The following is a 25,452-nucleotide window of genomic DNA, read 5'->3' on the forward strand; positions in this document are numbered from 1 at the left end:
AGGCCAACGATGGACAGTCCCTATAAGATTCCAGCCGCGGAACCGCAAATGCTTCCTGTCGGGAGAGGCGCGGAGGCGAGGGAAATCCCCTTTATTGCGCAGCATCCGGCGAAATCCGCAGGGCCCGGGCTTTTCTGGCTCTCGGGCTTCATGTCGGAGATGTCGTCGACGAAAGCCACAGCAATGGCTCAATGGGCGGCGGAGCATAATCTCGCGTCGACGAGATTTGATTATTCCGGTCACGGAATATCAGCGGGGCGCATCGAGGATGGAACGATCGGGCGGTGGCTCGAAGAAGCCGAGGCGGTCTTCTCAAAGGTCGCCAGCGGTGCTCAGATCGTCATCGGTTCGAGCATGGGCGGGCATATCGCGCTGCTGCTCTTGCGAAAGCTTCTGCGCGAGCGTCCAGACGAGGCAGCGCGGATCAAAGCGCTCGTTCTCATCGCGCCAGCGTGGGACATGACTGAAGAACTGATGTGGAAGCGTTTTTCCGACGAGGTTCGCCGCGAAATCATGGAGCGCGGATTTTTCAAGCAACCGTCCGCATATGCGGAGCCCTATACGATCACGCGCCGCCTGATCGAGGAAGGCCGCGAACATCTTTTCGCGCGCCAGCCGTTCGATCCAGGGCGGCCGGTGGTCATTCTGCAGGGTCTGCTGGATGTCGATGTGCCAGCCTCTCATACGCGCGAACTTACGACGTTCCTGACGGGCGACAGGGTCAAGTTGATCGAGGTTGCCGACGCTGAGCACCGGCTATCGCGGCCGCAAGATCTCGATCTGCTTTTTGACGAGATCGGCAAGCTGCTTTAGCGCTATTTGTCGTTGCTCGTCGAAGTGCCGGGATCGGGAAGTCCATTTTCGATCGCGTCTTCGATGCTCGTAGGTCCGGCGGAGGCGGCGATGGCCTCCGGCACGACCCAGATACGAAAGTTCTGCGTCGCGAGGCCGTTGTCGCAGAGGAGAGCACCGCCTTCGCTCCGGCAGCTCTTATCGGCCGGAACCGTATAGGCTCCAGCGGAAGCGCCGCGGCTTTCGCCGACCTCGATCACTTCGATACGCGCGTCGGGACCGAGCGGAACGGCGCGATAGACGCAGGCCGATTTGCCGGCGCAAGAATCAGCCGACGACTCTTCCGTCGTCGACAATGCGACCGCCTGGGTGCGCGGCATGCTGACGGCCGGTTCTTCGATGCCATTCGACAGCCAGCAACTGTCGTCGATGCAAATGATCGGGTCGGGTTTGAAACCGAGCGCTGCATCATTCGTATCGAGCACAATCAGCACAGTGGCTGGCGCTGAGCCGGGCTTCGGCGCCTCAGCGACAATTATCCGCTCGCTTTCCGGTTTCGGCGCGACAGCCGCAGCGACGGGCACAGGTGCGGGTTGTTTTTCGGCGACCGGGGTAACAGCAGGCGGCGGCGCGGGAAGGGGGGCCGCGGCGACTGGGGCAGAGGTGGTCGGGGCGGCGCGAACGGCCGCCGCGGGCTCAGCCGCAACCTGCTGTGGGCGGCGTTCCTGCTTCAGGCGATCAGCCTCTTCCGCGCCCGCGCGGCTCAGCATGTCCGCTTCATAATCGGCGTCAGGCTTAGCCGCTGCCGGCGCCAACTTCACCGACGGCTTCGATGCTGGCTTTGGTGCTGGCTTAGCGGCGGGTTCGTCGCTCGCACCGGAGAATTTCTGTGCAATTGCCTGTGCCGGATCGATGGGGTCGGCATGGACGCCAAGCGCGGTGGTCATCACTGCCAACGTCGCTACAAAGAGCGTTTTGATCGCCATGGAAATGCTCGTGGTCCCGCTCGCATCGGCGCCCCGATAGGGAGCGCAATTGCTGACGTCTTTATCCTCTATTCTGGCGGAATGGCGGAAAACGTGTGACGGAACGCTAAAATGCCGTTGGCTAGAGTCCCGCTATGGATTTCAGTCCTTCGACGTAGGTGGGATAGGCAAGTTTGACGCCCAGCTCGGCTTTCATGCGGGCGTTCGAAACCTTCTTGTTTTCGATATAGAAACTTCGCGCCGTGGACGACAGATCGGCATCGTCGGGGTCGGTCGCGGGCGGGCAGGGCACGCCCAACAGCTCGGCTCCATAGGCGATGACATCCTGGGGCGCTGCCGGAAGGTCGTCCGTCACATTGAAGATATGCACGCCGGGCGGAAGATCGATGCTCGCTTCGACCGCGGTCGCGATATCCTCGACGTGGATGCGATTGGTGAGCTGACCCGGTTTGAAGATGCGCCGTGCAGTGCCTGCTTTCAGTTGATCGATGGCGCTTCGGCCAGGGCCATAAATTCCAGGCAGGCGATAAATGACGAGGGCTTTTCCGGATGCGCGTGCGAGTTCGATCCAACCGTTCTCAGCTTTGACGCGACGCTGTCCACGGATGGTTCCGGGGCGCGTCTCCGTCGTTTCGTCGACCCAGCCGCCCGCTGCGTCGCCGTAGACCCCGACGGTCGAAAAATATCCGATCCAGCGAATGGACGGGCTCGCGGCAATCGCGGCGCCGTAGCATCTCAAGGCCGGATCGTCTTCAGCATCGGGCGGAATGGATAGCAGCACGTGCGTTGCGCTTTGAAGCGCATCGGCGACGTCGTGCAGAGCTTCCCTTCCGTCGAAAAGGAAAGGCTCGAAGCCCTGCTCGACGAGACGCTCGACTTTTTCGGCGTGCGCGGTCGTGCCGGCGACCGTCCAGCCTTCCTCTATGAGCCGCCGTCCGAGTTCGGTGGCGCAGTATCCCAGTCCGAAACAGAAGAGCCGGCTCATGCTAGCTGAGTTCCTCAATTGGCAAAGTCCATTCGGCGGCGACCTCGGCGTCGTGCTCGCGAGCCTCATAGCGTTTTCGCAGAGCATCGATCTCGGCGTCACTCGCAAGCCGGCGAGATGCCCAGATCGCCATCGCGCGGACAAGTGCGGAGTTATCTTCCATCAGCGGTTCGATAAGGGGAAGGAGGGATCGATCGCCCGAGTTTCCCGAAGCGATCAGCGTATTGCGGACGACGCGGTCGCGTCCTGTCCGTTTGATCGGCGTGCCCGCAAAGCGCAATCGGAATGCGGCATCATCGAGTGCAAGCAATTCGGCGAGGGGAGGATTGTCCGTTTCGGGGCGCGCTGCGTAACGGATCTCGGTGGCGGCGCTCGCGAACTTATTCCACGGACAGACGGCGGCGCAGTCGTCGCAACCGAATACGCGATTTCCGATGGGGCCGCGAAATTCAGGTGCGATATGACCTTTGTGCTCGATCGTCAGGTAGGCGATGCAGCGCCTCGCATCGAGCTGGTAGGGCGCGGGAAAGGCATTCGTCGGACAGACGTCGAGACATCGCCGGCACGAACCGCAATGGTCCTCGGTGGCTGCATCGGGTTCGAGTTCAGCCGTCGTCAATATGGCGCCGAGAAAGAGCCAGTTGCCGTGCTCGCGGGAAACGAGGATCGTGTGTTTGCCTTGCCAGCCGAGGCCGGCCTTCGCGGCGAGCGGCTTTTCCATCAGGGGCGCGGTATCGACGAAGACTTTGACTTCGGCGCCGGATCGTTCGGAAAACGAACGCGCCAGCGACTTGATCTTTTTCTTCAGAACGTCGTGGTAATCGCGGCCTTTGGCATAGACCGAAATCGCAGCGTTCGATCGATTGCGAAGGGCGTCGAGTGGATTGGCGGGCGGTGCGTACGACTGTCCGAAGATGATGGCGCTCTTGGCGTCCGGCCACAGCCGAAGAGGACCCGCACGCCGATCGGCATGGGTCTCCATCCAGTCCATGTCACCGTGGCGGTTCTCGCTCAGGAAGTGTGCCAGCCGAGCGGTTAGCTCCGTGTCGTCGGCCAAGCGCGCAATGCCGACGGCGTCGAGCCCAAGCTTTGCCGTTTCGGCGCGGATCATTTCGCCAAGAGCGGAGCTGGAATTTTGGGCTTCGGACATACGAGCGATTTAGAAATCGAGATCGGAATAGGCAAGGGGCGGCGCCGTTCCCGGAACGCGGTCGCCGAGCAAGGCTCGGAAGGACGGCCGGGATTTCATTCGCTGATACCAGACTTTGACGGTCGGATAGTCGTTCCACGGTATCTCGCCCAGGTAGTCTACGGTCGAAATTTGGGCTGCGGCAGCAAAATCGGCAAAGCTCAGCTCGTCGCCGCCGATCCAGCGGCGGGTGTCGGCGAGATAGCCCGTGTAGGAGAGATGATATTTAAGATTTGCGCGAACGGCACGAAGGACGCCTGGATCAGGCGCGACGGGGCCTGAGGGGCGCATCGAGCTGTAGACCTTCTCGACGAGAAGTTCTCTCGTCACCTCGCGATCGAACTTGCCGTGATACCAGTCGATAAGGCGGCGGATCTCCGCGCGGTCCTCGCGGTTGCCCGGAATGAGCGGAGGGGGACCTGGCGCTATCGTCGTCGCGCTCGGCAATACTTCTTCAGCGATGAACTCAGAAATCGAGTACGCGCCGCATAGCGTCAGGCCATTCTCGAATTCGAGAACCGGCATCTCGCCTGCGGGGTTCTTCGCAAGAAAACTTTGGCGCCATTCCCAAGGATTTTCATCGAGAAGCTGAACTTCGACGCCGTATTCGGCAAGCGCCAATCGAATGGACCGAGATCGCGGGCATAGGCGGTATTGCGTAAGTCGCGGGGGCATAGGATTCCTGTGCTGATGACGGCGGCACTATACACCCGCTGTCGTCGATTCGATGGCAACTCGGCTAAACGACCTCTTTGGCATCGCCACAATTTCTGTTAACGCTCGGCCGCTTTCGAGCGCGCGAAGGAGCACTGATGGAAACGTGGCAAGTCGTACTGCTCGGACTGATCGAAGGTTTGACGGAATATCTACCCGTTTCCTCGACGGCGCACCTTCTTCTTACCGAGCAGCTCATGGGGGTCACCTCTGCAGGGCGCACCTTCGAGGTGCTAATCCAGCTCGGCGCAATTCTCGCTCTTCTCACCGTCTATGCCGGAAAGCTTTGGCACATCGCGCTCGATTTTCCGACCAGCGCAACTACGCGACGTTTCGTTTTCGCGGTGTTGATCGCCTTCCTGCCGGCTGTCGTCATTGGTGTCTTGGCACATAAGATCATCAAAGAAGTTCTCTTTGAATCGCCCCTGATCGTGTGCACGGCGTTGGTCGTCGGCGGGATCATTCTGCTTGTCGTCGACCGGATCAAGTACAAGCCGCGGTTCACCAATGTGATGGACATTCCGCCGATGACCGCGCTGATCATCGGTTTTGCCCAATGTCTTGCGATGATTCCGGGTGTTTCGCGGTCCGGCTCGACGATCGTCTCGGCGGTGCTGCTCGGGGCCGACAAGCGTACGGCTGCGGAATTTTCGTTTTTTCTGGCGATGCCGACGATGACCGGCGCGTTCGCCTACGATCTTTACAAGAACTGGTCGATTTTAACGCCTGACGATGTGAGCCACATCGTGCTCGGATTCATTGCCGCGTTCATTACGGGCGCGATCGTCGTTCGCTACATGCTCGATTTCATTTCGCGGCGGGGATTGTCGTTTTTCGGATGGTGGCGGCTGCTGGTCGGTGGCATCGGACTGGGCGTGATCGCAGTCCTGCACTGAAGCCTCGATTGCGCTCGGCGACTCGCGCTCCGCGAGCCGGCCGCCGAGCGCATTAGCTAGCCTGTCAGGCCGCGTGTGACGTCAGCGGCTTCGTCAGGACGGTCCGGAGGCCTTCAACGTCCTTGGCGCTCCGCAGGCCTTCAAGGGTCGCCGGATCGCGGACGAGCCGGGAAATACGCGCGAGTGCCTTCAGATGGTCGGCGCCGGCGTGCTCGGGCGCCAACAGGAAGAACAGAAGATCGACGGGCTCACCGTCGTGGCTATCAAACGCAATCGGGCGTTCGAGACGCGCAAAGAGGCATGTGATCTTTTTCACGTTCGGCATTTTGACGTGCGGGATCGCAATCCCACGGCCGAGGCTCGTTGAACTCAGCCTCTCCCTCTGGAGGAGAGCCGCATAGATGTCGGCGGCGGAGGCGCCGGTCAGCGCTTCCGCCTTTTGTGCGAGGATGTGAAGCGCCTGCTTCTTATCTTCAGCCTCGAAACGCGGAAGAATCGCGTCGGCGGCCAGCATGTCTTCGATATTCATTCAGGCTCCATCCACAATGATATGGCCGTCAATGTGGCCTGCCGGGCCAAATTCGTACGGCATACACTGCATTGATTAAAATAAATAAACCGCCCTCAATCCGCATGTTCCGGCGGCAAGGCACCATTCGCCTTCGTCGCCAAAGGAAGATCGGCATCGATCCACCCAATGTGCCCGTCAGTGCGCCGATAAACGACGTTTAATCCCCCGTGGGCAGCGTTCCTAAAGATCATGAAGGACGCTTCCGACAGGTCGAGCTTCAAGACAGCTTCGCTCACCGTCATATGTCCGATGTTCCGCTGGCCTTCGGCGATGATCAGCGGATTCGCGCCGTCCTGCTCCGGCTCATCCTCATCGCTCAGGCTGACTACATAGTCCCGCGCCTCGATGTCGACCCTGCGGCGCGCTGCAGCAGCGGGGGATGTATGGTGCTTAATGCGGCTCTTATACCGCCTCACACGCGTCTCGAGGCGGTGGGCTGCGGCATCAACGGCGCTATAGGCGTCGCCGCCTTCGCCGTGAGCTTCGAGCAGAAGGCCGCTGGAGAAATGGACCGTGCAAGAGGTTTTGAAGACTTCACGCTCGCGTTCCAAACGGATGTGACCGTCTACTTCTCGCGCCAGAAATTTTTGGAGGACACCGCGAATTTTGTCGCCAGCGTAGGTCTGGAAGGCGTCGCCGATTTCGAGATTTTTACCAGTGATTTGGAGGGTCATGAAAATGCCTGTTCTGCACTTACCGAGGCTGAGTTTGCCGTTACCGAGCGTAATGCTCCGAGGTTCCGACCTGCCTTTCTTTAACCTCGGGGGCGTGTGACCGACACGAACCCAGGCTCTTGATGAATAATTAGCGATAGGCCCCCCGCCGGGTCCTGTCAAATCACGCTTTGAACTCGAATGTTACGAAAATATTTCGAATGTTCAGTGGGTTATGCGGCGCGATTCACGCGAAGTTACCCAAACGTTCAACGAGTTTCTTGTCGCGCCGGCGCTGCACGGATGAGGGAATGCGCATGGCCTCGCGATATTTCGCAACCGTCCGCCGCGCGATCTCGATGCCCTCACCCCGCAAGCGGTCCACGAGCTGATCGTCGGAGAGCACATCATCGGCGCTTTCGGCGTCGATCAGCTGCTTGATCCGGTGACGGACCGATTCAGATGAGTGAGCCTCGCCGTCGGCCGCCGAGGCGATGGCAGACGTGAAGAAGTACTTGAGCTCGAAAATGCCCCGCGGCGTCGCGATGTACTTGTTCGACGTCACGCGCGAGACGGTCGACTCGTGCATGGAGATGGCGTCAGCGATGACCTTCAGGTTGAGCGGCCGCAAATACTGGACGCCATACATGAAGAAGCTGTCTTGCTGGCGGACGATTTGCTCGGCGACCTTTAGGATCGTGCGTGCGCGCTGATCCAAGCTCTTCACGAGCCAATTGGCCGTCTGCAGACAATCGAAGATATAGCCTTTGTCGCGCTCGTTCGTCGCCGTTTTGGCGATGCGCGTGTAATACGAGCGATTGACCAGAACGCGCGGCAGAGTGTCGCTATTCAATTCGACGTGCCAGCCGCCGTCGGCAGCCGCGCGCACGATGACGTCCGGCACGACGGGCTGAAGCTGGACAGAACCGAATTTCAGGCCGGGCTTCGGGTTGAGCCGTTTGATCTCCCGGATCATATCGGCGAGCTCGTCCATATCGATGCCGATCGCTTTTTTCAGCGCGGGGATATTGCGGCTGGCAAGCAGATCAAGGTTGGCCAGGAGCTGCGCCATCAAAGGATCGTAGCGGTCCTGTTCTTTGAGCTGGAGGGCGAGGCACTCGGCGAGCGACCGGGCGAAGATGCCGGGCGGATCGAACGTCTGCAGTTTGCCCAATACGCTTTCGACCAATTCCAAGGGTGCGCCGAGGCGCTGCGAGAGTGCTTCGAGGTCGGCCGGGATGTAGCCCGCTTCGTCGACGAGATCGATCAGGTATTGGCCGATCAGCCGCTCGACGGGTTCGTTAACGGTCAACGGCAATTGAGCGCTCAGGTGATCTCTGAGCGAAATCTGGTTGGCAACGTAATCCTCAAGATCGTTGTCGCCGTCGCCGCCGTTATGCATGCGTTGGGAGACGCTGGCCCAGCTCAAGCCCGATGGGGGCGCCGCGGGCGAGCCGGGTTCGCCTGTTCCCGGCTCCTGGAAGACGTTGCCGAAATCGACATCAAGGCCGCCGGTATGGTCGCTGACGGGCTCTCTGAGATCGAGCCAGCGGTCGTCGGCGGCGCGTTCTTCGGCGCGTTCGACATTTGCATCATCGGCCGATTTGGCGTTGGCGGGGTCGTCGCGCTCGAGCAGGGGATTGCGTTCGAGTTCGGAGTCGACGAACTCAGTCAGTTCGAGATTGGACAGCTGAAGTAGACGGATCGCCTGCTGCAGCTGAGGCGTCATTACCAGCTGCTGGCCTTGTCTCAGCTCTAATTTTGCTGAAAGCGCCATGCGCTAATCCGTTGCTCCGTTTCGATAAAATCGGAGCCAGTTATACTCATCGCGCGTTAACGAACATATCGCCAAGGTAGACCCGCCGCACGTCTTCATTCGATATGATTTCAGAAGGCTTGCCCTGTGTCAGAACTTGACCATCATAAATAATATAGGCGCGATCAATCAGGCTTAAAGTTTCACGAACGTTATGGTCTGTGATCAACACACCAATACCGCGTTCGGTCAAGTGACGCACTAGTTGCTGGATGTCGCCGACGGCGATCGGGTCGATGCCGGCGAATGGTTCGTCCAGCAACATGAACGACGGCCGAGATGCCAGGGCGCGGGCAATTTCACAGCGCCGCCGTTCACCGCCCGAGAGCGCCATCGCCGCCGACTTTCTCAGCCGAGTGATGGAAAATTCCTCCAACAGGCTGTCGAGCTGCTCTTTGCGCGCCTTGCGGTTAGGCTCGATCAGCTCGAGGACGGCCATGATGTTCTGTTCGACCGTCAAGCCGCGAAAGATCGAGGCCTCCTGCGGAAGATAGCCGACGCCGAGGCGGGCCCGCTGATACATCGGCAGCTTGGTCACGTCCTCGCCGTCGATCGTGATGCGGCCCTCGTCGGCAGCGACGAGGCCGGTGATCATGTAGAAAACGGTCGTTTTACCCGCGCCGTTCGGACCCAAGAGGCCGACGGATTCGCCGCGTCCGACGGCCAGGTTCACGCCCTTGACGACCATCCGCTTGCGGTACGATTTCTTGACGTCGAAGGCGGTCAGCCAACCATCCGCACCTATAGCGTGCGGGTCGTCGGAGGGCGCGGCCGTGCGTTTGGCGCTGACGCCGTTCGTGTGTTCGCTCGCGCCGTTTGCGGCCGAACCGTTCTTCGATCGCAGGCGAATTGGTAAAGCCTTAAACACCCGATACCTCGCAGCCCTTGGTGCAACATCGCCGCGGTTTGAAATGTGTCCAAGCCGGTCGCAACGTCAAGGTGACGTACGGACCTGCCAGTTGTCCGCCTGGATTTTCGATTTCTTCAACTGGCCCGGATAGAAGACAGCGCTGGGGCGTTCGGCTTTGAAAACCTCGCCGCTGGCGTCGCTGTTGCGGCTCGTCATCAGCGCTCCACTCGTTGCCGCCGGCTCGGTCTTGATCGTCGCCTCACCGGTGTTCATGTCGATCACCAGCTTCGTCCCGTTCACGATATTCTTGCCTTGGGTCAGCACAACATTGCCGCCGAGCGTCGTGAGATTTTTCTTAACGTCGACTTCAGCCCAGTCGCCGGTCGCCGTCTGCCCATCCTTGGCGGTAACCACGACTTTTTTCTTGGCGGTGAGGTGCGTCAAAGAAGCGGCCGCACCGCCAGCCGCCTTGTCGCCGGTCGCACCGATCCCGGCGTTGCCGGTGTAGAAGGCAGTCAGCTCCTGCGACCGCATCGATATGTTTCCTTGCACGGCGGAGACGTTGCCGGTGAACAATGCCGTCTTGGCAACGTCATCGACGTCGAGCTTGTCGGATACGACATCGTAGGGCGAGTTCGCATCGGTCTTGAACGCGGCACCGAACGAGATCCCGCCGTCGCTCTGGTCCTGATCGTCATCGGTCTGTTGCGGGGAAGCCTTCGCCGATGCCCTCACGAAATGCGCGGTGATGCGCCCTGCGCTGATGCCGGAGGAGGCATCGGCCGGCGACGACAGTTGCATCTTGCTCGTCGTGCGATGGTAGGTCAGCCGGCGGCCTCGCAACACGTTCGCTCCCTGTGTCACGACGACGGGGCCGGTCAGAACAATGGTCTGCGCCTTCTGATCGTAGTCGACGCGATCACCGACGGCTTTCTTGTCATCGCCGTGGGTCAGCACGACGTCGCCTTCAAGAACGGCGGTGTTCGAGATCGTATCGAAGAGCGCCGTGTGACTGGTTGCCGTTTCGCCGTTCGGCTGTTTCAGCACCACGGTATCCGTGGCGAGGATTTGCTTCACCTTCGTTCCGCGATCGGCCTCCCCTTCCGGCGCGGCTTGAGCCGCGTTGCCGCCTTCCGGTGCAACCGCGCCTTCATACGTGACGGTCATTTCTGGCGCCGTCATCGTCGCTCCGGCTTGGGTTGCGACGACCTTGCCAGTGTAGAAAGCCGTTTTCTTGACGTCGTCGATGTCGAGCCGGTTCGACGTGACGTCGACGGGCTCTCCGGGTTTGCCGAACGGAAGCGTCTGTTGCGCGTTTTGATTGTCCGAGGCGGCAGAAGCTTCCTTCGGCTTCATGTGCGTCCGCACGTTGTCGACGAAGGTATATTCCTTTGCCTTCTGGCGAATGGTCAGCTGATTGGATGTGATCGTGCCGGCGCCCATTATTATGGTCGACGGCTGATCGGACGTGATGATGTTTTCTTTCGTCTTTATGGTCGCGCGCGTCAGCTTGGCGTTCAGGCCGCCATCGCCCTTAACGTCGATCGAATCATAAAGCTCGAGCACGTTCGAGTTGTTGTCGAACAGGCCGCGGCTCGCGACGAGATAAGTCTTCTGCTTTTTGGCGTCCATCAGTTCGCCGGTGATGCCTTCGAGATGAATGGCGGTCAGCGTCTTGAGATCTTGCTGCGCCGTTTCCGCCTTCACCCAGTATTTGCCACCATCGGCGTTGAAGCCCTGGTAGTGCGGGTTGTGCATCTTGAGATTGTCAGCAACGATTTGCGGAATTTCGAGCGGCGGGATCGAAGGACTTATGCCGGCGTTGCCAAGGATGTTTGCCGTGGCGATGACGGCCGTTGCAATTGCCGCGGCCGGAAGCGCGATCTTCAGCACGCGCACGCGTCTTGAATGGCGATGAGCCGCCAGTCTGCTTTGCGTGCGATCGCCGGCAATGACGATGCTGCTGCCTGACGCGCGGGCATGCCCACCGGCTGTAGCAGAGTTATCCGTGGTGACAGCCGCGCTGGCCATGTAGTTCCCCCTAAGACCCGCTAATCTCGCCGGTAATTGGGGAGACTTTGGGACCTTATGCTCCGAGCCCGGCCGCGACCGGGTTCAGTGTGCGAAAATATCGTCTTCCTCGAACCCGGCGAGGTCGAGGCGGGCGCGGGTCGGAAGGAACTTGAAAGCTTCGTTGGCAAAGCCTTCCCGCCCTTCTCTCGCGAGCATCACATCGAGCTTCGTCTTGAGCGCGTGAAGATGCAGCACGTCGTTCGCCGCGTATGCCTTTTGGCTGTCGGAAAGTTCGGATGCGCCCCAGTCGCTGCTTTGTTGCTGCTTCGACAGCTCTATTCCGAGAAGCTCGCCGACGAGATCCTTCAATCCGTGGCGGTCGGTGTAGGTGCGGGAAAGCTTCGAGGCGATCTTGGTGCAGTAGACAGGTGTTGTTGCAACTCCGAGGTATTGCTCAAGGACGGCGATATCGAAGCGAGCGAAATGGAAAATCTTCAGAACTTTTGGATCGGTCAAAAGGGCTTTGAGGCGCGGGGCGCTGTAGTCCTTGCCGTCGAATTTCACGAGATGGGCCGTGCCGTCACCGCTCGAAAGCTGCACGAGGCACAGGCGATCGCGATGGGGGTTCAGTCCTAGCGTTTCGGTGTCGATCGCGACGCCGTTCGGAAACGTAAGGCCGGCGGGCAAATCACCTTTGTGGAGCTTCGTCTTGGGCGCGGTCATTGTTTCATTCGTCCGTCGGTCGCCGCCGCAGCCGAGATAGCTCGTCGCGATGCCACGAGCCTCGCCTAAGTCATCTTGCCGGAGGCTAAATGATTGATGTTGTTACGCTCTAGAACTCAAAGCGAAGTAGGTCTGTAGCATTCGGCTGCCGCTGATAGCAAGGAGTCGCGTTTTTCGGGCATGAAGCCCGTTCCCCTGGCTCATCTGGTGGAGGTAGCGGGTGGGTCATATGTTGCCGCCGTAGCATTTGACGCGCCTTCCGTATCGATCGCGGCTTTGACCGACATCCCCGGCCGAACCAGCGCGCCGAAGGCCGGATTTTGATCGAGAGCGATCTTCACGGGTACGCGCTGGGCGGCCTTCGTGAGATTCCCCGTCGCAACATCCGGAGCTTGAGACGTGAAGATCTTGCCAGTTCCCGGCGCCCAACTCTCGACGTGACCCGTCACTTTCAAATCCGGAAATGCATCCACGGTGATCCGCGCGGGCTGCCCACTGCGGACCTTCGTCATTTGCGTTTCCTTGAGATTGGCGATGACCCAGATCTCCGGCAGGGAAACGACGGTGATGACAGGCGATCCGACACTCACGAATTGACCCGGCCGAACCTGGCGCTGACCGACGATGCCGTTGGCCGGCGATAGGATGCGTGTGCTGTTCACATTGTTCTGGGCAAGCGTCGCCACAGCTTCGGCGCCGCGTACCAGCGCTTCGAGCTGTCCCTGCGCAGTGTCGAGGCTTGCAAGGACTGTCTTTTGCTGATCGAGCTGTGCGCTGCTCAGCGCCATTTGGGCCGAGCTGCGTCTGGCGTTGTTTACTGCCTGCTCGACGCGCTGCGTCGTTCCGATGTCGCTGGTTTTCAACAGTTCGCGCTGGCGCTTCTCTTCGAGATTGAAACGTTCGAGGTCTGCTTGCGCGGCGTCCATTCCGGCTTGCGCCTGCCGTACGAGGCTCCGCTGGCTGGCCTTCTGATTTGCAAGATTGGCGAGGTTCGCTTTCGCCGACACGACGTTCGCCTGGGCCTGCGCAAGCGCTGCGTCATAGTCCGAAGGATCGATTTCCGCGACGACGTCGCCCTTTTTCACCGGCTGGAAGTCCTTGACCGGAACCGCCCTGATGATGCCAGAGACCTTGGCGGCGAGTGGCGTGACGTCACCCGCAATGAAAGCGTCGTCCGTCGTTTGGATTACGTCGTTCGTGGTTTCGCCATGGGCGGGGCGGGTCCAACGATTTTCGCTTCCAGTCAACTGCCACGCCAGAAATCCTGCGCATGCGACGGCCAGGATGCCCAGTATGGCGGAGCCAGGGGGGCGTTGCTCTCCTCGCGGGCCATCGGTCATGACTTTCTCCTGGTCTTCGTCGAAGAAGCGCCACAGCCGCTGAACACTCGTGTTATCGATCTGCTGCGCAATTCGTTCGAACCAACGCGCCGCAAGGAAGGGGCGATCTCAATGCCGAACGGAACCTTGTTACTTACAGATCCCGCTGAAGTTCCGTGTGCGTCTGTCTTTTGCGCGCCAGCAGCGACAACTTAGACGCGACAACCGTCGAGGAAGAGCTTGGCGCAGATGCGGGCTCGGCTCTTAATCTCTTCGGGCGACGGGGGCGGGCTCAGGCCGATCATGGCGGTGCGCTGCAAATCCATGACCATCATTCCGCGCAGTGCGCTGACGGTCGCGACAGGATCATCAAATTTTAGCAATCCGCGGTCGCGCTGGCGTTCGAGCCATTGCGTCATGGCTTTCGTGGTTTGCGCCACCGCAACGTCGTTAAAGGTCGCGGCAAGCTCGGGGCAACGATCTCTCTCGCTGATGACCAGTCGGAGCATGGAAATCGTTTCGCTGTCGAGCGCCAGGGAGCCGAAGGCGATGAGGAAATGCTCGACGGCATCGACGAGTTCGTAGCGATCGAGTTCCGAGGGATCGACTTTGAGCATGAAGCGGCCGGTCCGGTCGGCAATGACCTTCCGGAAAAGATCCGCCTTGGCCGGGATGAGCCGGTACATGGTCTTGGTCGAAATTCCGGCGCGCCGGGCCACATTCCCCATCGTCGTCGCGGCATAGCCTTTGTCGTGAAACTCAGCAGCCGCGGCTTCGACGAGGAGGTGGAGCGTCTCCTCGTCGGGCCGGATTTGGGGCCGTCCGCGGCAACGTTTCGAGGCCACTGCAATTTGTCCCATGACTATTTTCCAAATTCCTGTTGACTTCCATTTTATAGTGCCTATTTTGGAAAATATCAAGTTTCCTAATGGTCGCGATGCCGGCCAAACTGCAGCGTGTTGAGGAGCAGCCCAATGGGCCATCATTCCAATGCCATGATCGCGGACAGGCCGGTCACCGACGCCGAGACAGTCTTGTTTGTCCCGTCGACCGGGCAGCACCAGCCGGCAGATCTGAAGACGCCGGCTCCCGGTGCAAAGCCAGTTGAGCTGCAGCAAGCTGTCGCGTCCGCGTCTCCGAAAAGGTCGCGCTGGGGGCTTCTGGCCGGTGCGAGCCTCGTGGTGCTCGGAGCTGCCGCATATCTCGGCTGGGAATACTGGTCGGTCTGGCGTTTCCAGGTATCGACGGACGACGCTTACGTTCAGGCCGACAACACGACCATTGCACCGAAGGTGTCCGGCTATCTGTCGGACGTCCTCGTCGCGGACAATGAGGTCGTGAAGGCCGGACAGGTGCTGGCGCGGATCGACGACCGCGACTTCAGGGTCGCTCTCGATCAGGCGAAGGCCGACGTTCTCGGCGCCAAGGCGGCCGTCGCCAATAAGCAGGCGTCGCTCGACGCTCAACAGTCGATCATCGAAAGCGCAAAGGCGACGATCGAAGTCGATCGCGCCAATGAGACATTCGCCGAGCAGGACAATCAGCGTTACACGCACCTAGCCACCACCGGCTACGGAAGCGTCCAGAACGCGCAGCAAGCTACGTCTCGAATTGCGGCTGCTCGCGCATCGATTGCGCGGGATACGGCTGCCCTCGCGAATGCAAGCAAGCAGACCGATATTCTGAAAGCGGAACTTGCGCAGGCGCAGGCAACGCTGGCGCGCGACGAAGCCCTGCAGCGACAGGCCGAGTTGAATCTCTCCTACACGAACATTCTGTCGCCCGTCGATGGCACGGTCGGAAACCGCACGTTGCGCGTCGGTCAGTACGTTCAGGCAGGAACGCAGTTGATGGCGGTTGTGCCGACCGCTTCCGCGTACATCGTGGCCAACTTCAAAGAAACGCAGCTCGCGGATGTTCGTCCCGGCCAGGCAGTAAACGTCGAAGTGGACATGTTCCCGGGCGTCGAGATACCGGCGCGCGTCGATAGTCTTGCGCCTGCGAGCGGTCAGCAGTTTGCGCTTTTGCCCCCGGACAACGCGACGGGCAACTTCACCAAGATCGTCCAACGCATTCCGGTGAAGATCACGCTCGATCCGGGCAACCCACTCGCTGGAGAGCTTCGTCCGGGAATGTCGGTCTACCCGACGATCGAAACCAAGCAGCAGAGCAAATCAGGCACTTCTCTCGCAGCCAAGTGATGGCAAGGGCTGAGCCCCCCTGAGTTGGAGTAAGCAGCGATGGCAAGTGCGGATCAAACAGCGATACCGGCCGCCGAGTTTCCGAAGGCGGCCGGCGCCGGCTCGGTCGAAAAAGCAAGCCTGACGACTTGGATCGCAGTTATCGCCGGGATGATCGGCGCTTTCATGTCGATCCTGAACATCCAGATCACCAACGCGTCTCTTCTCGATATCGAGGGTGGGATTGGAACGGGCGCCGACAACGGCGCGTGGATCTCGACGTCGTACCTGATCGGCGAAATCGTGGTGATCCCGCTGACGGGCTATTTCAGCCGCGTCTTCGGGTTTCGCCGGTACATGATCGTCAGCACGTTCTTTTTCGCCGTCTTCTCGATGGCGTGTGCGTTCGCGCATGATCTCGGCACGATGATCGCGATGCGCGGGCTTCAGGGCTTCGCCGGAGGTGTGCTGATCCCGATGGCTTTCACGATGGTCGTGACGAAGCTGCCGAAGTCTCAGCAACCCGTCGGGCTGGCGCTGTTCGCGATTGCCGTCACGTTTGCTCCGGCCATCGGCCCGACGATCGGCGGGTATCTGACAGAGAACTACGGCTGGCAGAAAATCTTTTTCATCAATGCCATTCCGAGCGCGATCATGATCGTTGCGCTGTGGTTCACGCTCGAAAAGGACAAGCTGCAGCTTGGTCTTCTGAAGGAAGGCGATTGGGCCGGCATCTTTACGATGGCGATCGGTCTTTCCGCTCTTCAGACGCTGCTCGAAGAGGGAAACAAGGACGACTGGTTCGGTTCGCCATTCATCGTGAAGCTTGCGGTTATCGCATTAGTGTTTCTGGTCGCGTTCGTGTGGATCGAGCTCAAGGTCGAAAAGCCGCTCGTGGATCTCAGGCTGCTGAAGGACAGAAATTTTGGCATCGGCACCGTTGCAAACATGCTCGTCGGCTTCGCGCTGTTCGGCACGGTTTATGTTCTGCCTCAGTATCTCGGGCAGGTGCAGGGTTATAACGCCGAGCAGATCGGGAACGTGCTCGCGTGGACCGGTTTGCCGCAGCTTCTCATCATCCCCTTCGTGCCGCGGCTGATGAAGATTTTCGACGTTCGCTACATCGGCGTGGCGGGTATCGCGCTTTTTGCGCTGAGCTGCTTCATGAACGTGAATATGTCGCTCGATTATTCCGGCGACCAGTTCTTCATACCGAACATCGTGCGGGCGGTCGGGCAGGCTCTCATCCTGACGCCGCTGACTGCCATAGCGACCTCGGGCATCGCGCCGAAGGATGCAGCCAACGCTTCGGGTCTTTTCAACATGCTCCGGAATTTGGCAGGTGCCGTCGGTACCGCTGCGCTCGAAACCATCATCACGAAGCGCGAGCAGTTTCACTCGAACATCATCGGTCAATCCGTGAATGTTTATCGTGACGAGGTACGTCAGCGGATCGACGAGATGACGAATTATTTCTTGGCGCACGGTGTTTCAGATGCCGCCGCCGCACGACACCAGGCGATTGTCGCGCTTGGCAAGACCGTCAAGCGCCAGGCACTCGTCACGGGATTCAGCGATACCTTCGCGGTCATCGCCATCATGCTGGCGATTGCTGCGGTGGCGCTCCTCTTCGCGCGAAAGGCGCCACTCAGCGGCGGCGCCTCAGCGGCACATTGATTTTGCTACGAGCGAACGCAGTCAGGGCGAGGCGAAATAATTTGCCGCTACTCGTCGGCGAGAGACAGAGGACGCGCAACTTGTTCGAGCGGCTTGCGTTCGGCCGCGACTGCTTTGAATGCAGCGATGCCAGCAGCCAACAGCATCAATCCCGCGCCGATGAGATAGCCGAAGAACACGCTATTGCGTGATCCGGTATCGATAAGGTGGCCGAGGAAAGCGGGGCCGATGACGCCGCCGACGCCGGTTCCGACCGCATAGAAAAGCGAAATGGCGAGCGCGCGAACCTCGAGCGGGAACGATTCGCTGACCGTGAGGTAGGCTGCGCTCGATGCAGCTGAACCGAAGAAGAATACGATCACCCAGGCGAACGTCAGCATCGATTCTGAAACGAGATCGGCCGCAAACAAATATCCGGTGAGAGCCAACAGCACACCGGCGACGCCATACGTCGTAATGAGCATCGGCCGGCGCCCCCAAATATCGAAGAGCCGGCCGAGGAGCAGCGGTCCGAGGAAGTTGCCGACTGCAAAGGGGAGAAGATACCAACCAATTTTGTCGGTCGCGACGCCGTAGAATGACGAAAGAACGAGCGCGTAGGTGAAGAAGATCGCGTTGTAGAAATAGGCTTGCGCGGTCATCAGGGAAAATCCCACGATCGCGCGGTCGAGGTGCGTTTTGAGTATCGACCTCGCGACCTCCATGAGCGGCGTATGACTGCGCGTTTTGAGGCGCGTTGTTTTGAGGCCAGTGTTGTCGAGAGCGTGGTTGTCGTTTTCGAATCTCGCTTCTATTCCCTCGACGATCTTGTCTGCCTTCTTCGGAAGTCCATGCGTGATGAGCCACCGAGGGCTCTCCGGAATCCATAGGCGCAACAGGAAGATGAAGGCGCTCAATCCGCCGCCGATCAGGAAGGTCAATCGCCAGCCGGTGTCTGCCGGTAGGAGCGCGGTATCGAGCAGGACGACAGAGCCCAGAGCGCCGAGGGCTGCGCCAAGCCAGAAGCTGCCGTTGATGCTGAGATCGGTCCAGCCTCGATAGCGCGCGGGGACAAGTTCCTGGATCGTCGAATTGACGGCCGTGTATTCGCCGCCGATGCCGGCGCCGGTTAGAAACCGGAATAGCGAAAAGCTCATGAGGTTCCACGAGAAAGCCGTCGCGATCGTTGCGAACATGTACGTCGTCAGTGTGATGAAGAAGAGCTTCTTGCGCCCAAGCCTGTCCGTGAGCCAGCCGAAGAACAATCCGCCGAGCACGGCGCCAGCGAGATAAGCGCTATTCGTTATGCCGACATCGGTGTTGGTGAACTGGAGTGCGGGGCTGCTCTTCAAGGCTCCGGCTATGGAGCTGACGAGGGTGACCTCCAGTCCATCGAGAATCCAGGTTATGCCGAGCGCCGCGATGACGAGGACGTGAAAGCGCCCGAACGGCAAGCGATCGAGGCGTGAGGGTATCGTCGTTTCGACGACAGTCCCGCCTTCCACCTTCTCGCTTGCAACCGGCTTTTGCATGAAATCGCAGGGCTCGCTCGCTTCGGAGGGAAACGCGCGAGCCCTGTTGCGGTTCAAATCGGGTTGAAGGTTTAGACGAAAGCTTCCGAAGGCCCGTGAGGCTCATACGGCTCTTCGAGATAGGTGATTTCATCGGGCGATAGCTTGACCGATACGGCTTTTACCGCGTCCTCGAGCTGATGGGGCTTGGTCGCGCCGATAATGGGAGACGTCACCACAGGTTTCGTCAGCATCCAGGCGAGTGCGACTTGAGCCGCTGAGATGTCGCGCTTTTTTGCGACGTCGAGCACGCGATCGACGACAGGCTTGTCGATCTTCTTCGTCTTTTCGTAGAGCCGTTTCGCGAACGGATCGGCCTTGGCGCGCTCTGTCTGTGGTTCATCTTGCCAGGGGCGAGCAAGGCGTCCGCGTGCCAACGGCGACCAGGGCGTGACGCCGATACCCTCGGAAAGGCAGAGGGGCAGCATATCGCGTTCTTCCTCGCGATAGAGAAGGTTGTAATAGTTTTGCATCGAGATGAACTGCGCCCAGCCGTGGGCGCGTTGCAGACCGATGGCTTTCATGAACTGCCACGAGTGCATCGAGGACGCGCCAAGATAGAGCGCTTTGCCGGAGCGCACGACCTCGTCCAGTGCTTCGAGAGTTTCCTCCAGCGGCGTTTCATAATCGTAGCGATGGATGATGTAGAGGTCGACGTAGTCGGTGCCGAGACGCGTCAGGCTATCGTCGATCTCGGAAAGGATCGCCTTGCGCGAGAGGCCCTTGCCGTTCGGCCCAGGCCGCATAGGGGAAAAGACTTTCGTGGCGATGACTACGTCCTCGCGCCTAGCGAAATCGCGGAGAGCGCGGCCGAGCACGCGCTCGCTCTCGCCGTGCGAATAGACGTTCGCAGTATCGAAGAAATTTATACCGTGATCCAAGGCTGATTTGATGTAGGGGCGGCTGTCCTCCTCACTCAAGGTCCAGGTCCATTTCATGACGCCCGCATCGGATTGCCCATAGCTCATGCAGCCCAGACAGATGCGGGACACCTCGAGACCAGTGTGACCGAGCTTGACGTATTCCATGGATACCTCGCGGAAGTGAACGCATCGGGAAGCGTGCGGATTGGAGAATCCGTCATTTGGAAAAAAATCCGGCCCGCGCAAACTGCAGGCACCGACAATCAAAACAGCAATGATGAAGACAGCAATAAAGCAGGCGGCTCGTCAACGCTTGTCGATAGCCTGCTGCGGTCGGATTTTTTTGCCGCCGTCGAGCCACAGCGCTAAAGCGGTGGCTAATGTTACGCCTGCCACGGCTCCGGTGTGGCTCGCGACGACTTCGCCGGCCGCCCATGACAAGCCGATAATGGCAAGCAACGGGAGAAGGACATTGGCTCTGGATTTGGAAAGCGAAGAGGTAATGACCAAAGCGCCGAGAACAGCGCCAATGGCACCGAAATAATAATAACAAATGCCGCCGATGAAGACGATGACGAGAGTCACGCCGGCCGTCCCTTGGGAACCCGAATCGAGTGAATGCCTTCCAGATTCTACATCAGGGCTATAAGAAGCCTTGACGACAATTTAGACAAAATGCGTCGTTTATGCCGATCAATTCGGCAGATTAGCTCCAAGGGCGGAAAACTCCGTGAAACACCGAGACTGGCGGCGCTCTCAATTCCCGCGCTGTCGCGTGGTCGATGCGTTCGCGTTCAGCGCTCGTTCGGATTTCGGATCAAGACGACAATTGCACGACAGCCATCTACTTTGGGCATCTTGTCTGGATGTGCCGACATAGCCACGTAGCGGGAAAGCGAAATGGAGGCATCCGTGTCTGACGACGCAACGCCCGTCATTATTTTCGTCGCAAGCCTGTACGCTTTCGGGGCCGCAATTCTTTACGCGCTGGCGCGTGCTTGGGAGCAGGCGCTCTCGACGCGGCCGAGCAGCGACAACGCAGAGCGATACCAGAGCGAGCGTTTTCCGGCGGATGGGCCCGGCGAGCAGATCAATAGTCTATCGCGCAGCGCTAGCCGCGACGACGTCAATCATTGAAGGCTAGCATTGAAAGCTGGAACAAGTCTCGTGGGTTGCCTTGAGACTTTCGGTTCATCTCTTAGGTGCTGCGAGCCTTGAGCGGATATCGTTCGCGAAGTGGGCGGCCGTTAACTTCTCGCTGTTGGATTTCTGGTATCATACGTATACCTCATATCCTCCCCCCGGATTGAGGTCTTGAGCGTGGGCACTCGGCCACCCCCCACTTCCCCCCGCCGGGTGCCCACCACTCCATTCGAGTCGTCAGCGTGTTCGCGCCTACATTTCTGCGCGCAACGATCGCATGATGATGCGGCCGGAGGAATCTTCCGATGCGGCCCGTCTCGGCAGCTCTTCAGGGATCGCGCGTCGGGGAAGCCGTCTCACCCAGCCCGCCACCCGCGGCCGCACCGCGACACCCATCGTTTTATCTTGCTTGTTGTTGTGCTCGGCCTCGTCGAGACCTTTGACTAGCTCGCCGAGCGCTATCGAGGGCGCTTTCGGCACGATCATGTCCCTCGCTTGCGATGGGGAGCCGATGGCCTTCTGCGAAGCTAGTACAACATTCACCCGCGTCGGCCGTTGTTCCGATGAGGGAGCGCGCGCCAACTTTGTGAGGGCTTCACGGGCAAGAGCTTCTCCGATCGTCACGACGGTCCAGGAGCTGGCCACGATCAAAGCAATATAAAACAGCGACGCATAAAACCGATTTGACATGGCACCAGCCGAAAACCTCTGGCTTCGTGCCCCCACACAGCAGCCTAGCAGAATACTCCCAGCGGCCAGCGGTGTTCCCAGGTTGTGCTAAAAATCGCCTTAGCGAAGTTCGCGCAGTTGTTCGCGTCGGCCGATGACGATGCGATCAAACCCTGATAGCGGCGCGGATGGCGTCGAGGCCATCGGTCAGAGCAGCGGGGCCCGGTTGCAGAATAAGCGGCGATTTGATCTCGTAGATCTTGTTTTCGACGACCGCCGGTATGTCTTGCCATCCGTCCCGTGCGCGTATTTTCTCCGCTCTCACCTTTTTGCCGCACCAGGACGCGAGAATGATCTCCGGCGACCGGTGCGCTACGTCCGCGGGGGACACGATGCGATCCTTGGCGGCTGGCTCGCTGCGCTTTTCCGGAAAGATATCGTCGCCACCTGCAATCTCGATCAGCTCGGACACCCAGCACAAGCCGGTTATCATCGGCTCGTCCCATTCCTCGAAATAGACACGCGGACGGCGGGTTAGCGTCCGCGTTTCGCGCCGGACATTGTCGAGGCGTTCTTGGAACGAGCGGGCCAGTGCATCGGCTTTTTCGTTGCAGCCGATCAGCGCTCCGAGCGTCCGTATCATCGCGAAAATACCGGCGAGGTCACGTTGGTTGAACACATGAACGGCGAGACCGGCGCGTGCGAGATCCGCCGCGATCGACGCTTGAATATCGGAGAATGCGAGAACAAGATCAGGTTTCAGGGCTTCGATTTTTGGAATATCCGCCGAGGCAAAGGCTGACACGCGCGGCTTCTCGCGCCGAACTTGCGGCGGGCGAACCGCGTATCCTGAGACGCCGACGATCCTGTGCTCTTCTCCGAGCAAATACAGTGTTTCGACCGTTTCTTCGGTGAGGCAGACAAGCCGGCGGGCGGGAAAGTGGCGCATGTGATTTACACCGAAAGCGGGCGACGCGGGGAGCGATGAGTCATCATAGCGAGTCTAAGTCCGGCCGGGCGGCCAAATGGTGCTGCCTGTTTTTGCTTATGACATTCTGGCCTGTCGCTGCCACCTCTACGCGGGCCGCGGACACCGAACTGACCTATCTCTTTCACGAGCCGGCGATGCCGTCTGCCCGTCCGCCTCTGATCGTCTTGCTTCACGGAAGCGGCGCGGATGAAAACGATATGATCGGTCTCTGGCCGCAATTGCCGGAAGGCTTTGTCGTCGTATCGCCCCGCGCGCCATTTGGAGACCGGTCGAGCGGCTACCGGTGGTACCGTAAGGGAACATCAATCGAGGCAGACATCAGGCTGAGCTGCGATGGCATCGCCAAGCTTGTCGAAACAGCCGTAAACCGGTTCCACGCCGATCCTCACAGAGTTTTTCTGACGGGATTCAGTCAGGGCGCGGTGATGGTCTACCATGCCGTTCTCGGGGCGCCCGGCAAGTTTCGCGGCGCGGCTGTGCTCAGCGGCTCGCTTTACGCTTTCGATGCCCGCAAGCTTTTGCCGAAAACGGACTGGACGCACGAGTCGCTTTTCATAGGCCACGGAACGGCAGACGAGCGCATTCCATTCGCGAGCGCGAGGCACGCTCATGAAGCGCTCGACTGGCTCGGCGTTCCAAATGTGTTTCATTCCTACGAGCGCATGCACCACGAGATCGGGGATCGCGAAATGCAGGATCTCAATGCGTGGCTGGCTGGGCGCGGCGCGTCGTGACTAACTGCCAGCGAGCAACTTATCCTGTGTTTTTGTATCGAAATCGGCTGCGTCGTGGCGCTCATGCAGTTGGCTAGCGGGATCGCCCGATATGCGGTTTACCATTCGCCCACGTTGGACTGCTGGCCGTTTGCGAATGGCATCGGCCCAGCGACGGACGTTCTTGTATTCGTTGACCGAGAGGAACTCGGCTGCTCCGTATAGTGTGCCCTGCACTAGCGCGCCGTACCAAGGCCAGATTGCCATGTCGGCGATGGTATACTCGTTGCCTGTAACATACGCATTATCGGCCAAGCGGCGGTCGAGTACGTCGAGCTGGCGCTTCACCTCCATCGCAAAACGATCGATGGCGTATTCGATCTTCGTCGGCGCGTAGCTGTAGAAGTGACCGAAGCCGCCGCCCAGATACGGTCCGCTTCCCATCTGCCAGAACAGCCAAGAGAGGCATTCGGCACGTGCGGGAACCTCGGTCGGCAGGAAGGCGCCGAACTTCTCGGCGAGATATAATAAGATTGCGCCCGACTCGAAGATGCGCACCGGCTCGGGTCCGCTCCGATCCATCATGGCTGGAATTTTGGAATTGGGGTTCACCGCCACGAAGCCGCTGCCGAACTGATCGCCATCGTTGATATTGATCAGCCAAGCATCGTATTCCGCGCCGCTGTGCCCGAGCGCCAGCAGCTCTTCGAGCATGATCGTGACTTTCACGCCGTTGGGCGTGGCTTGCGAATAGAGCTGAAGCGGATGGCGGCCGACGGGCAAGTCCTTCTCGTGCGTCGGACCCGAAATCGGGCGATTTATGCTGGCGAATTGACCGCCGCTCGGCTTATCCCAAACCCAGACCTTGGGCGGCGTGTATTCCGTCATCTCTCAAGCTCCAATTTCGGCCGCGAGGCGATCGCAGGGTACGATCAGCATTATTCCAGCGGGCCAGTCAAAAAGAGGGTAACGCGCAATCCGCCATGCAACACCGGTCCCGCCGGCTGAGCGAACGGCAGGCCGGTCGCGTTGGCCAGGAATGCTTCGCTCGTCACCATGCCAACTCTCCAACCGGAGAATCGGTTGAGTAAAGTTTTGCCGAGCGATCGGTAGAGGGATTGAAGCTCGTTCCTGTCGCCGATCCGATCGCCGTAGGGCGGGTTGACGATGACGAGGCCCGGCGGACCGGCGGGCGGCGTGATTTCGGTGGCCGCGAGGTGTTGGAATTCCGTGATCTCAGTCACGCCCGCGCGTTCGGCGTTGGCGCGGGCCATACGGATCGCTCCGGCATCGATGTCGCTGCCGAAAAAGCGAAGCGCGGGCTTCGGCATGGCTCCAACACCGCGTAGCTGGTCCCAAGCTGCTTTATCGAAGGTTGCTAATTGTTCGAAGGCGAAGTGGCGCGAGCGGCCAGGCTTGAGGCCGGCTGCGATTTCCGCCGATTCGATGACGAATGTTCCCGAACCGCACATGGGATCCAAGACGGGCTCGGTCCCGACGAATCCGCATTGGCTCAGGAATAGGGATGCCATCGTCTCGCGCATCGGCGCCTTGGCGACGGCTTCCTTGTGGCCTCGCTTGTGCAGCGGCTCGCCGGAGGTATCGACGGCAATGGTGCAGAGATCGTCATCGATGCGCACCTTGATAATGACTTCGGCGTCGGGCGAATGCCGTGCGCCGAGTTCCTCGCGGATTGCCCTCTCTATCCGTTGTGCTGCAGCGCCCGAGTGATAGATGCGTGAGCCCTTGCTGCAGGACGCCTGAACGCGGAAAGGGACATCGGAACGCAAGACTTCGCCCCAGACCAGGCGGCGGGCGCGCTTGTCGAGCTGGGCGAGATGCATGGCGCGGAATTCGTCGATGCGGGCAAGGACACGGCCTGCTCCTCGGAGCTCGAGATTTGCGCGCCAGACATCGGGCCAGCCGCCTTTGAACGTGACGCCGCCAGTCGTGATCTTAGGCTCTTTGAATCCTGCGGCCTCGGCCTCTTTACCGAGTGCGGGTTCAAAGCCTGGAGTTGCCGAAAGGAAGATTTCGAAATCGCCATCTGTGGTCATCCCGTCTGCTTATCGGGAAGAGGCGTTCGCTTCGACAGTTTTCTCGCCGCGGCAGCGCCCTTAGGGAAAGGAGAGAAGCCGCTTCCCGTTAGTTCGCGCGAA

At 59.8% G+C, this 25,452-nt stretch carries 25 protein-coding genes; 6 read left to right on the forward strand and 19 right to left on the reverse strand.

All coding sequences use genetic code 11. The features are described from left to right. Nucleotides 1-48: 48 nt before the first annotated feature. Nucleotides 49-813, forward strand: a complete 765-nt coding sequence (locus K2Q04_RS07695) for an alpha/beta hydrolase (protein WP_291161486.1) — start codon at nt 49-51, stop codon at nt 811-813. 2 nt (nt 814-815) lie between these two features. On the opposite strand, the gene K2Q04_RS07700 is transcribed toward K2Q04_RS07695, so the two are convergent. The 4 genes from K2Q04_RS07700 to K2Q04_RS07715 form a co-directional block, all read right to left on the reverse strand. Next, a complete protein-coding gene (locus tag K2Q04_RS07700) occupies nt 816-1,778 on the reverse strand; it encodes a hypothetical protein (protein WP_291161489.1) in 963 nt (320 codons plus the stop codon). Nucleotides 1,779-1,899: 121 nt separating this feature from the next. Beyond that, nucleotides 1,900-2,763 (reverse strand): SDR family oxidoreductase, encoded by an 864-nt coding sequence (locus tag K2Q04_RS07705; RefSeq protein ID WP_291161492.1) that lies wholly within the window; start codon nt 2,761-2,763, stop codon nt 1,900-1,902. Between the two features lies 1 nt (nt 2,764). Then, a complete protein-coding gene (gene queG, locus K2Q04_RS07710) occupies nt 2,765-3,913 on the reverse strand; it encodes a tRNA epoxyqueuosine(34) reductase QueG (protein WP_291161494.1) in 1,149 nt (382 codons plus the stop codon). 9 nt (nt 3,914-3,922) lie between these two features. Next, the gene (locus tag K2Q04_RS07715) at nt 3,923-4,627 is read right to left on the reverse strand and encodes a glutathione S-transferase family protein (RefSeq protein WP_291161497.1); all 705 of its coding nucleotides are present in this window, start codon (nt 4,625-4,627) and stop codon (nt 3,923-3,925) included. A gap of 137 nt (nt 4,628-4,764) precedes the next feature. Here K2Q04_RS07715 and K2Q04_RS07720 point away from each other — a divergent pair, with 137 nt between their 5' ends. Beyond that, nucleotides 4,765-5,562, forward strand: a complete 798-nt coding sequence (locus K2Q04_RS07720; RefSeq protein ID WP_291161500.1) for an undecaprenyl-diphosphate phosphatase — start codon at nt 4,765-4,767, stop codon at nt 5,560-5,562. Between the two features lie 64 nt (nt 5,563-5,626). Here K2Q04_RS07720 and K2Q04_RS07725 read toward each other — a convergent pair whose 3' ends face one another. The 8 genes from K2Q04_RS07725 to K2Q04_RS07760 all read right to left on the reverse strand — a co-directional run bounded on the left by K2Q04_RS07725 (nt 5,627) and on the right by K2Q04_RS07760 (nt 14,367). Next, on the reverse strand, nt 5,627-6,091 hold the full coding sequence (locus tag K2Q04_RS07725; RefSeq protein WP_291161503.1) for a PTS sugar transporter subunit IIA: 465 nt from the start codon (nt 6,089-6,091) through the stop codon (nt 5,627-5,629). A 95-nt stretch (nt 6,092-6,186) separates the two neighbouring features. Further along, on the reverse strand, nt 6,187-6,807 hold the full coding sequence (gene raiA, locus K2Q04_RS07730; protein ID WP_092863152.1) for a ribosome-associated translation inhibitor RaiA: 621 nt from the start codon (nt 6,805-6,807) through the stop codon (nt 6,187-6,189). Between the two features lie 226 nt (nt 6,808-7,033). Continuing rightward, a complete protein-coding gene (rpoN, locus tag K2Q04_RS07735) occupies nt 7,034-8,563 on the reverse strand; it encodes an RNA polymerase factor sigma-54 (protein ID WP_291161508.1) in 1,530 nt (509 codons plus the stop codon). Nucleotides 8,564-8,609: 46 nt separating this feature from the next. Next, complete coding sequence (gene lptB / locus K2Q04_RS07740) at nt 8,610-9,470, reverse strand: LPS export ABC transporter ATP-binding protein (protein ID WP_291161510.1); 861 nt, start codon at nt 9,468-9,470, stop codon at nt 8,610-8,612. Nucleotides 9,471-9,536: 66 nt separating this feature from the next. After that, the gene (gene lptC / locus K2Q04_RS07745; protein WP_291161512.1) at nt 9,537-11,483 is read right to left on the reverse strand and encodes an LPS export ABC transporter periplasmic protein LptC; all 1,947 of its coding nucleotides are present in this window, start codon (nt 11,481-11,483) and stop codon (nt 9,537-9,539) included. Nucleotides 11,484-11,567: 84 nt separating this feature from the next. Next, nucleotides 11,568-12,188: a ribonuclease H-like domain-containing protein gene (locus K2Q04_RS07750; RefSeq protein WP_291161514.1), complete on the reverse strand. Its 621-nt coding sequence runs from the start codon at nt 12,186-12,188 to the stop codon at nt 11,568-11,570. 200 nt (nt 12,189-12,388) lie between these two features. After that, nucleotides 12,389-13,528 (reverse strand): HlyD family secretion protein, encoded by a 1,140-nt coding sequence (locus K2Q04_RS07755; protein WP_291161517.1) that lies wholly within the window; start codon nt 13,526-13,528, stop codon nt 12,389-12,391. A gap of 191 nt (nt 13,529-13,719) precedes the next feature. Further along, the gene (locus K2Q04_RS07760; RefSeq protein ID WP_291161519.1) at nt 13,720-14,367 is read right to left on the reverse strand and encodes a TetR/AcrR family transcriptional regulator; all 648 of its coding nucleotides are present in this window, start codon (nt 14,365-14,367) and stop codon (nt 13,720-13,722) included. A 114-nt stretch (nt 14,368-14,481) separates the two neighbouring features. On the opposite strand from K2Q04_RS07760, the gene K2Q04_RS07765 reads away from it, so the two are divergent. Both K2Q04_RS07765 and K2Q04_RS07770 read left to right on the forward strand, forming a co-directional pair. Further along, nucleotides 14,482-15,708, forward strand: coding sequence for an HlyD family secretion protein (locus K2Q04_RS07765; RefSeq protein WP_291161521.1), 1,227 nt, complete (start codon nt 14,482-14,484; stop codon nt 15,706-15,708). Nucleotides 15,709-15,747: 39 nt separating this feature from the next. Continuing rightward, the gene (locus tag K2Q04_RS07770) at nt 15,748-17,364 is read left to right on the forward strand and encodes an MDR family MFS transporter (protein WP_291161523.1); all 1,617 of its coding nucleotides are present in this window, start codon (nt 15,748-15,750) and stop codon (nt 17,362-17,364) included. 47 nt (nt 17,365-17,411) lie between these two features. Here the strand turns inward: K2Q04_RS07770 and K2Q04_RS07775 are convergent, their stop codons facing one another. From K2Q04_RS07775 to K2Q04_RS07785, 3 genes are all read right to left on the reverse strand, one after another. After that, nucleotides 17,412-18,875, reverse strand: coding sequence for an MFS transporter (locus K2Q04_RS07775; protein ID WP_291161525.1), 1,464 nt, complete (start codon nt 18,873-18,875; stop codon nt 17,412-17,414). 71 nt (nt 18,876-18,946) lie between these two features. Then, entirely contained in the window at nt 18,947-19,942 is a 996-nt protein-coding gene (locus tag K2Q04_RS07780) for an aldo/keto reductase (RefSeq protein WP_291161527.1), read from the reverse strand. A gap of 141 nt (nt 19,943-20,083) precedes the next feature. Next, nucleotides 20,084-20,362: a hypothetical protein gene (locus tag K2Q04_RS07785; protein WP_291161529.1), complete on the reverse strand. Its 279-nt coding sequence runs from the start codon at nt 20,360-20,362 to the stop codon at nt 20,084-20,086. Nucleotides 20,363-20,689: 327 nt separating this feature from the next. Here K2Q04_RS07785 and K2Q04_RS07790 point away from each other — a divergent pair, with 327 nt between their 5' ends. Then, on the forward strand, nt 20,690-20,914 hold the full coding sequence (locus K2Q04_RS07790; protein WP_291161531.1) for a hypothetical protein: 225 nt from the start codon (nt 20,690-20,692) through the stop codon (nt 20,912-20,914). 258 nt (nt 20,915-21,172) lie between these two features. On the opposite strand, the gene K2Q04_RS07795 is transcribed toward K2Q04_RS07790, so the two are convergent. Further along, nucleotides 21,173-21,610 (reverse strand): hypothetical protein, encoded by a 438-nt coding sequence (locus K2Q04_RS07795; protein WP_291161534.1) that lies wholly within the window; start codon nt 21,608-21,610, stop codon nt 21,173-21,175. Nucleotides 21,611-21,755: 145 nt separating this feature from the next. Further along, nucleotides 21,756-22,538: a cobalamin-binding protein gene (locus tag K2Q04_RS07800; RefSeq protein WP_291161537.1), complete on the reverse strand. Its 783-nt coding sequence runs from the start codon at nt 22,536-22,538 to the stop codon at nt 21,756-21,758. Nucleotides 22,539-22,636: 98 nt separating this feature from the next. Here K2Q04_RS07800 and K2Q04_RS07805 point away from each other — a divergent pair, with 98 nt between their 5' ends. Further along, the gene (locus K2Q04_RS07805) at nt 22,637-23,314 is read left to right on the forward strand and encodes a PHB depolymerase family esterase (RefSeq protein ID WP_291161540.1); all 678 of its coding nucleotides are present in this window, start codon (nt 22,637-22,639) and stop codon (nt 23,312-23,314) included. Here the strand turns inward: K2Q04_RS07805 and yghU are convergent, their stop codons facing one another. Both yghU and K2Q04_RS07815 read right to left on the reverse strand, forming a co-directional pair. After that, a complete protein-coding gene (yghU, locus tag K2Q04_RS07810) occupies nt 23,315-24,181 on the reverse strand; it encodes a glutathione-dependent disulfide-bond oxidoreductase (protein WP_291161543.1) in 867 nt (288 codons plus the stop codon). It abuts the gene before it with no gap. Between the two features lie 50 nt (nt 24,182-24,231). Beyond that, complete coding sequence (locus K2Q04_RS07815; protein WP_291161546.1) at nt 24,232-25,350, reverse strand: class I SAM-dependent RNA methyltransferase; 1,119 nt, start codon at nt 25,348-25,350, stop codon at nt 24,232-24,234. Nucleotides 25,351-25,452: the final 102 nt, after the last annotated feature.

This window comes from Hyphomicrobium sp., assembly GCF_019753045.1.
In the GTDB taxonomy this organism is placed as follows: domain Bacteria; phylum Pseudomonadota; class Alphaproteobacteria; order Rhizobiales; family Hyphomicrobiaceae; genus Hyphomicrobium_B.

What these genes read in the sequence shown, in the direction of transcription:
- K2Q04_RS07695 (WP_291161486.1), top strand. Translation starts at nt 49, where the DNA reads ATGCTTCCTGTCGGGAGAGGCGCGGAGGCGAGGGAAATCCCCTTTATT.
- K2Q04_RS07700 (WP_291161489.1), bottom strand. Translation starts at nt 1,778, where the DNA reads ATGGCGATCAAAACGCTCTTTGTAGCGACGTTGGCAGTGATGACCACC.
- K2Q04_RS07705 (WP_291161492.1), bottom strand. Translation starts at nt 2,763, where the DNA reads ATGAGCCGGCTCTTCTGTTTCGGACTGGGATACTGCGCCACCGAACTC.
- queG (WP_291161494.1), bottom strand. Translation starts at nt 3,913, where the DNA reads ATGTCCGAAGCCCAAAATTCCAGCTCCGCTCTTGGCGAAATGATCCGC.
- K2Q04_RS07715 (WP_291161497.1), bottom strand. Translation starts at nt 4,627, where the DNA reads ATGCCCCCGCGACTTACGCAATACCGCCTATGCCCGCGATCTCGGTCC.
- K2Q04_RS07720 (WP_291161500.1), top strand. Translation starts at nt 4,765, where the DNA reads ATGGAAACGTGGCAAGTCGTACTGCTCGGACTGATCGAAGGTTTGACG.
- K2Q04_RS07725 (WP_291161503.1), bottom strand. Translation starts at nt 6,091, where the DNA reads ATGAATATCGAAGACATGCTGGCCGCCGACGCGATTCTTCCGCGTTTC.
- raiA (WP_092863152.1), bottom strand. Translation starts at nt 6,807, where the DNA reads ATGACCCTCCAAATCACTGGTAAAAATCTCGAAATCGGCGACGCCTTC.
- rpoN (WP_291161508.1), bottom strand. Translation starts at nt 8,563, where the DNA reads ATGGCGCTTTCAGCAAAATTAGAGCTGAGACAAGGCCAGCAGCTGGTA.
- lptC (WP_291161512.1), bottom strand. Translation starts at nt 11,483, where the DNA reads ATGGCCAGCGCGGCTGTCACCACGGATAACTCTGCTACAGCCGGTGGG.
- K2Q04_RS07750 (WP_291161514.1), bottom strand. Translation starts at nt 12,188, where the DNA reads ATGACCGCGCCCAAGACGAAGCTCCACAAAGGTGATTTGCCCGCCGGC.
- K2Q04_RS07755 (WP_291161517.1), bottom strand. Translation starts at nt 13,528, where the DNA reads ATGACCGATGGCCCGCGAGGAGAGCAACGCCCCCCTGGCTCCGCCATA.
- K2Q04_RS07760 (WP_291161519.1), bottom strand. Translation starts at nt 14,367, where the DNA reads ATGGGACAAATTGCAGTGGCCTCGAAACGTTGCCGCGGACGGCCCCAA.
- K2Q04_RS07765 (WP_291161521.1), top strand. Translation starts at nt 14,482, where the DNA reads ATGGGCCATCATTCCAATGCCATGATCGCGGACAGGCCGGTCACCGAC.
- K2Q04_RS07770 (WP_291161523.1), top strand. Translation starts at nt 15,748, where the DNA reads ATGGCAAGTGCGGATCAAACAGCGATACCGGCCGCCGAGTTTCCGAAG.
- K2Q04_RS07775 (WP_291161525.1), bottom strand. Translation starts at nt 18,875, where the DNA reads ATGCAAAAGCCGGTTGCAAGCGAGAAGGTGGAAGGCGGGACTGTCGTC.
- K2Q04_RS07780 (WP_291161527.1), bottom strand. Translation starts at nt 19,942, where the DNA reads ATGGAATACGTCAAGCTCGGTCACACTGGTCTCGAGGTGTCCCGCATC.
- K2Q04_RS07795 (WP_291161534.1), bottom strand. Translation starts at nt 21,610, where the DNA reads ATGTCAAATCGGTTTTATGCGTCGCTGTTTTATATTGCTTTGATCGTG.
- K2Q04_RS07800 (WP_291161537.1), bottom strand. Translation starts at nt 22,538, where the DNA reads ATGCGCCACTTTCCCGCCCGCCGGCTTGTCTGCCTCACCGAAGAAACG.
- K2Q04_RS07805 (WP_291161540.1), top strand. Translation starts at nt 22,637, where the DNA reads ATGACATTCTGGCCTGTCGCTGCCACCTCTACGCGGGCCGCGGACACC.
- yghU (WP_291161543.1), bottom strand. Translation starts at nt 24,181, where the DNA reads ATGACGGAATACACGCCGCCCAAGGTCTGGGTTTGGGATAAGCCGAGC.
- K2Q04_RS07815 (WP_291161546.1), bottom strand. Translation starts at nt 25,350, where the DNA reads ATGACCACAGATGGCGATTTCGAAATCTTCCTTTCGGCAACTCCAGGC.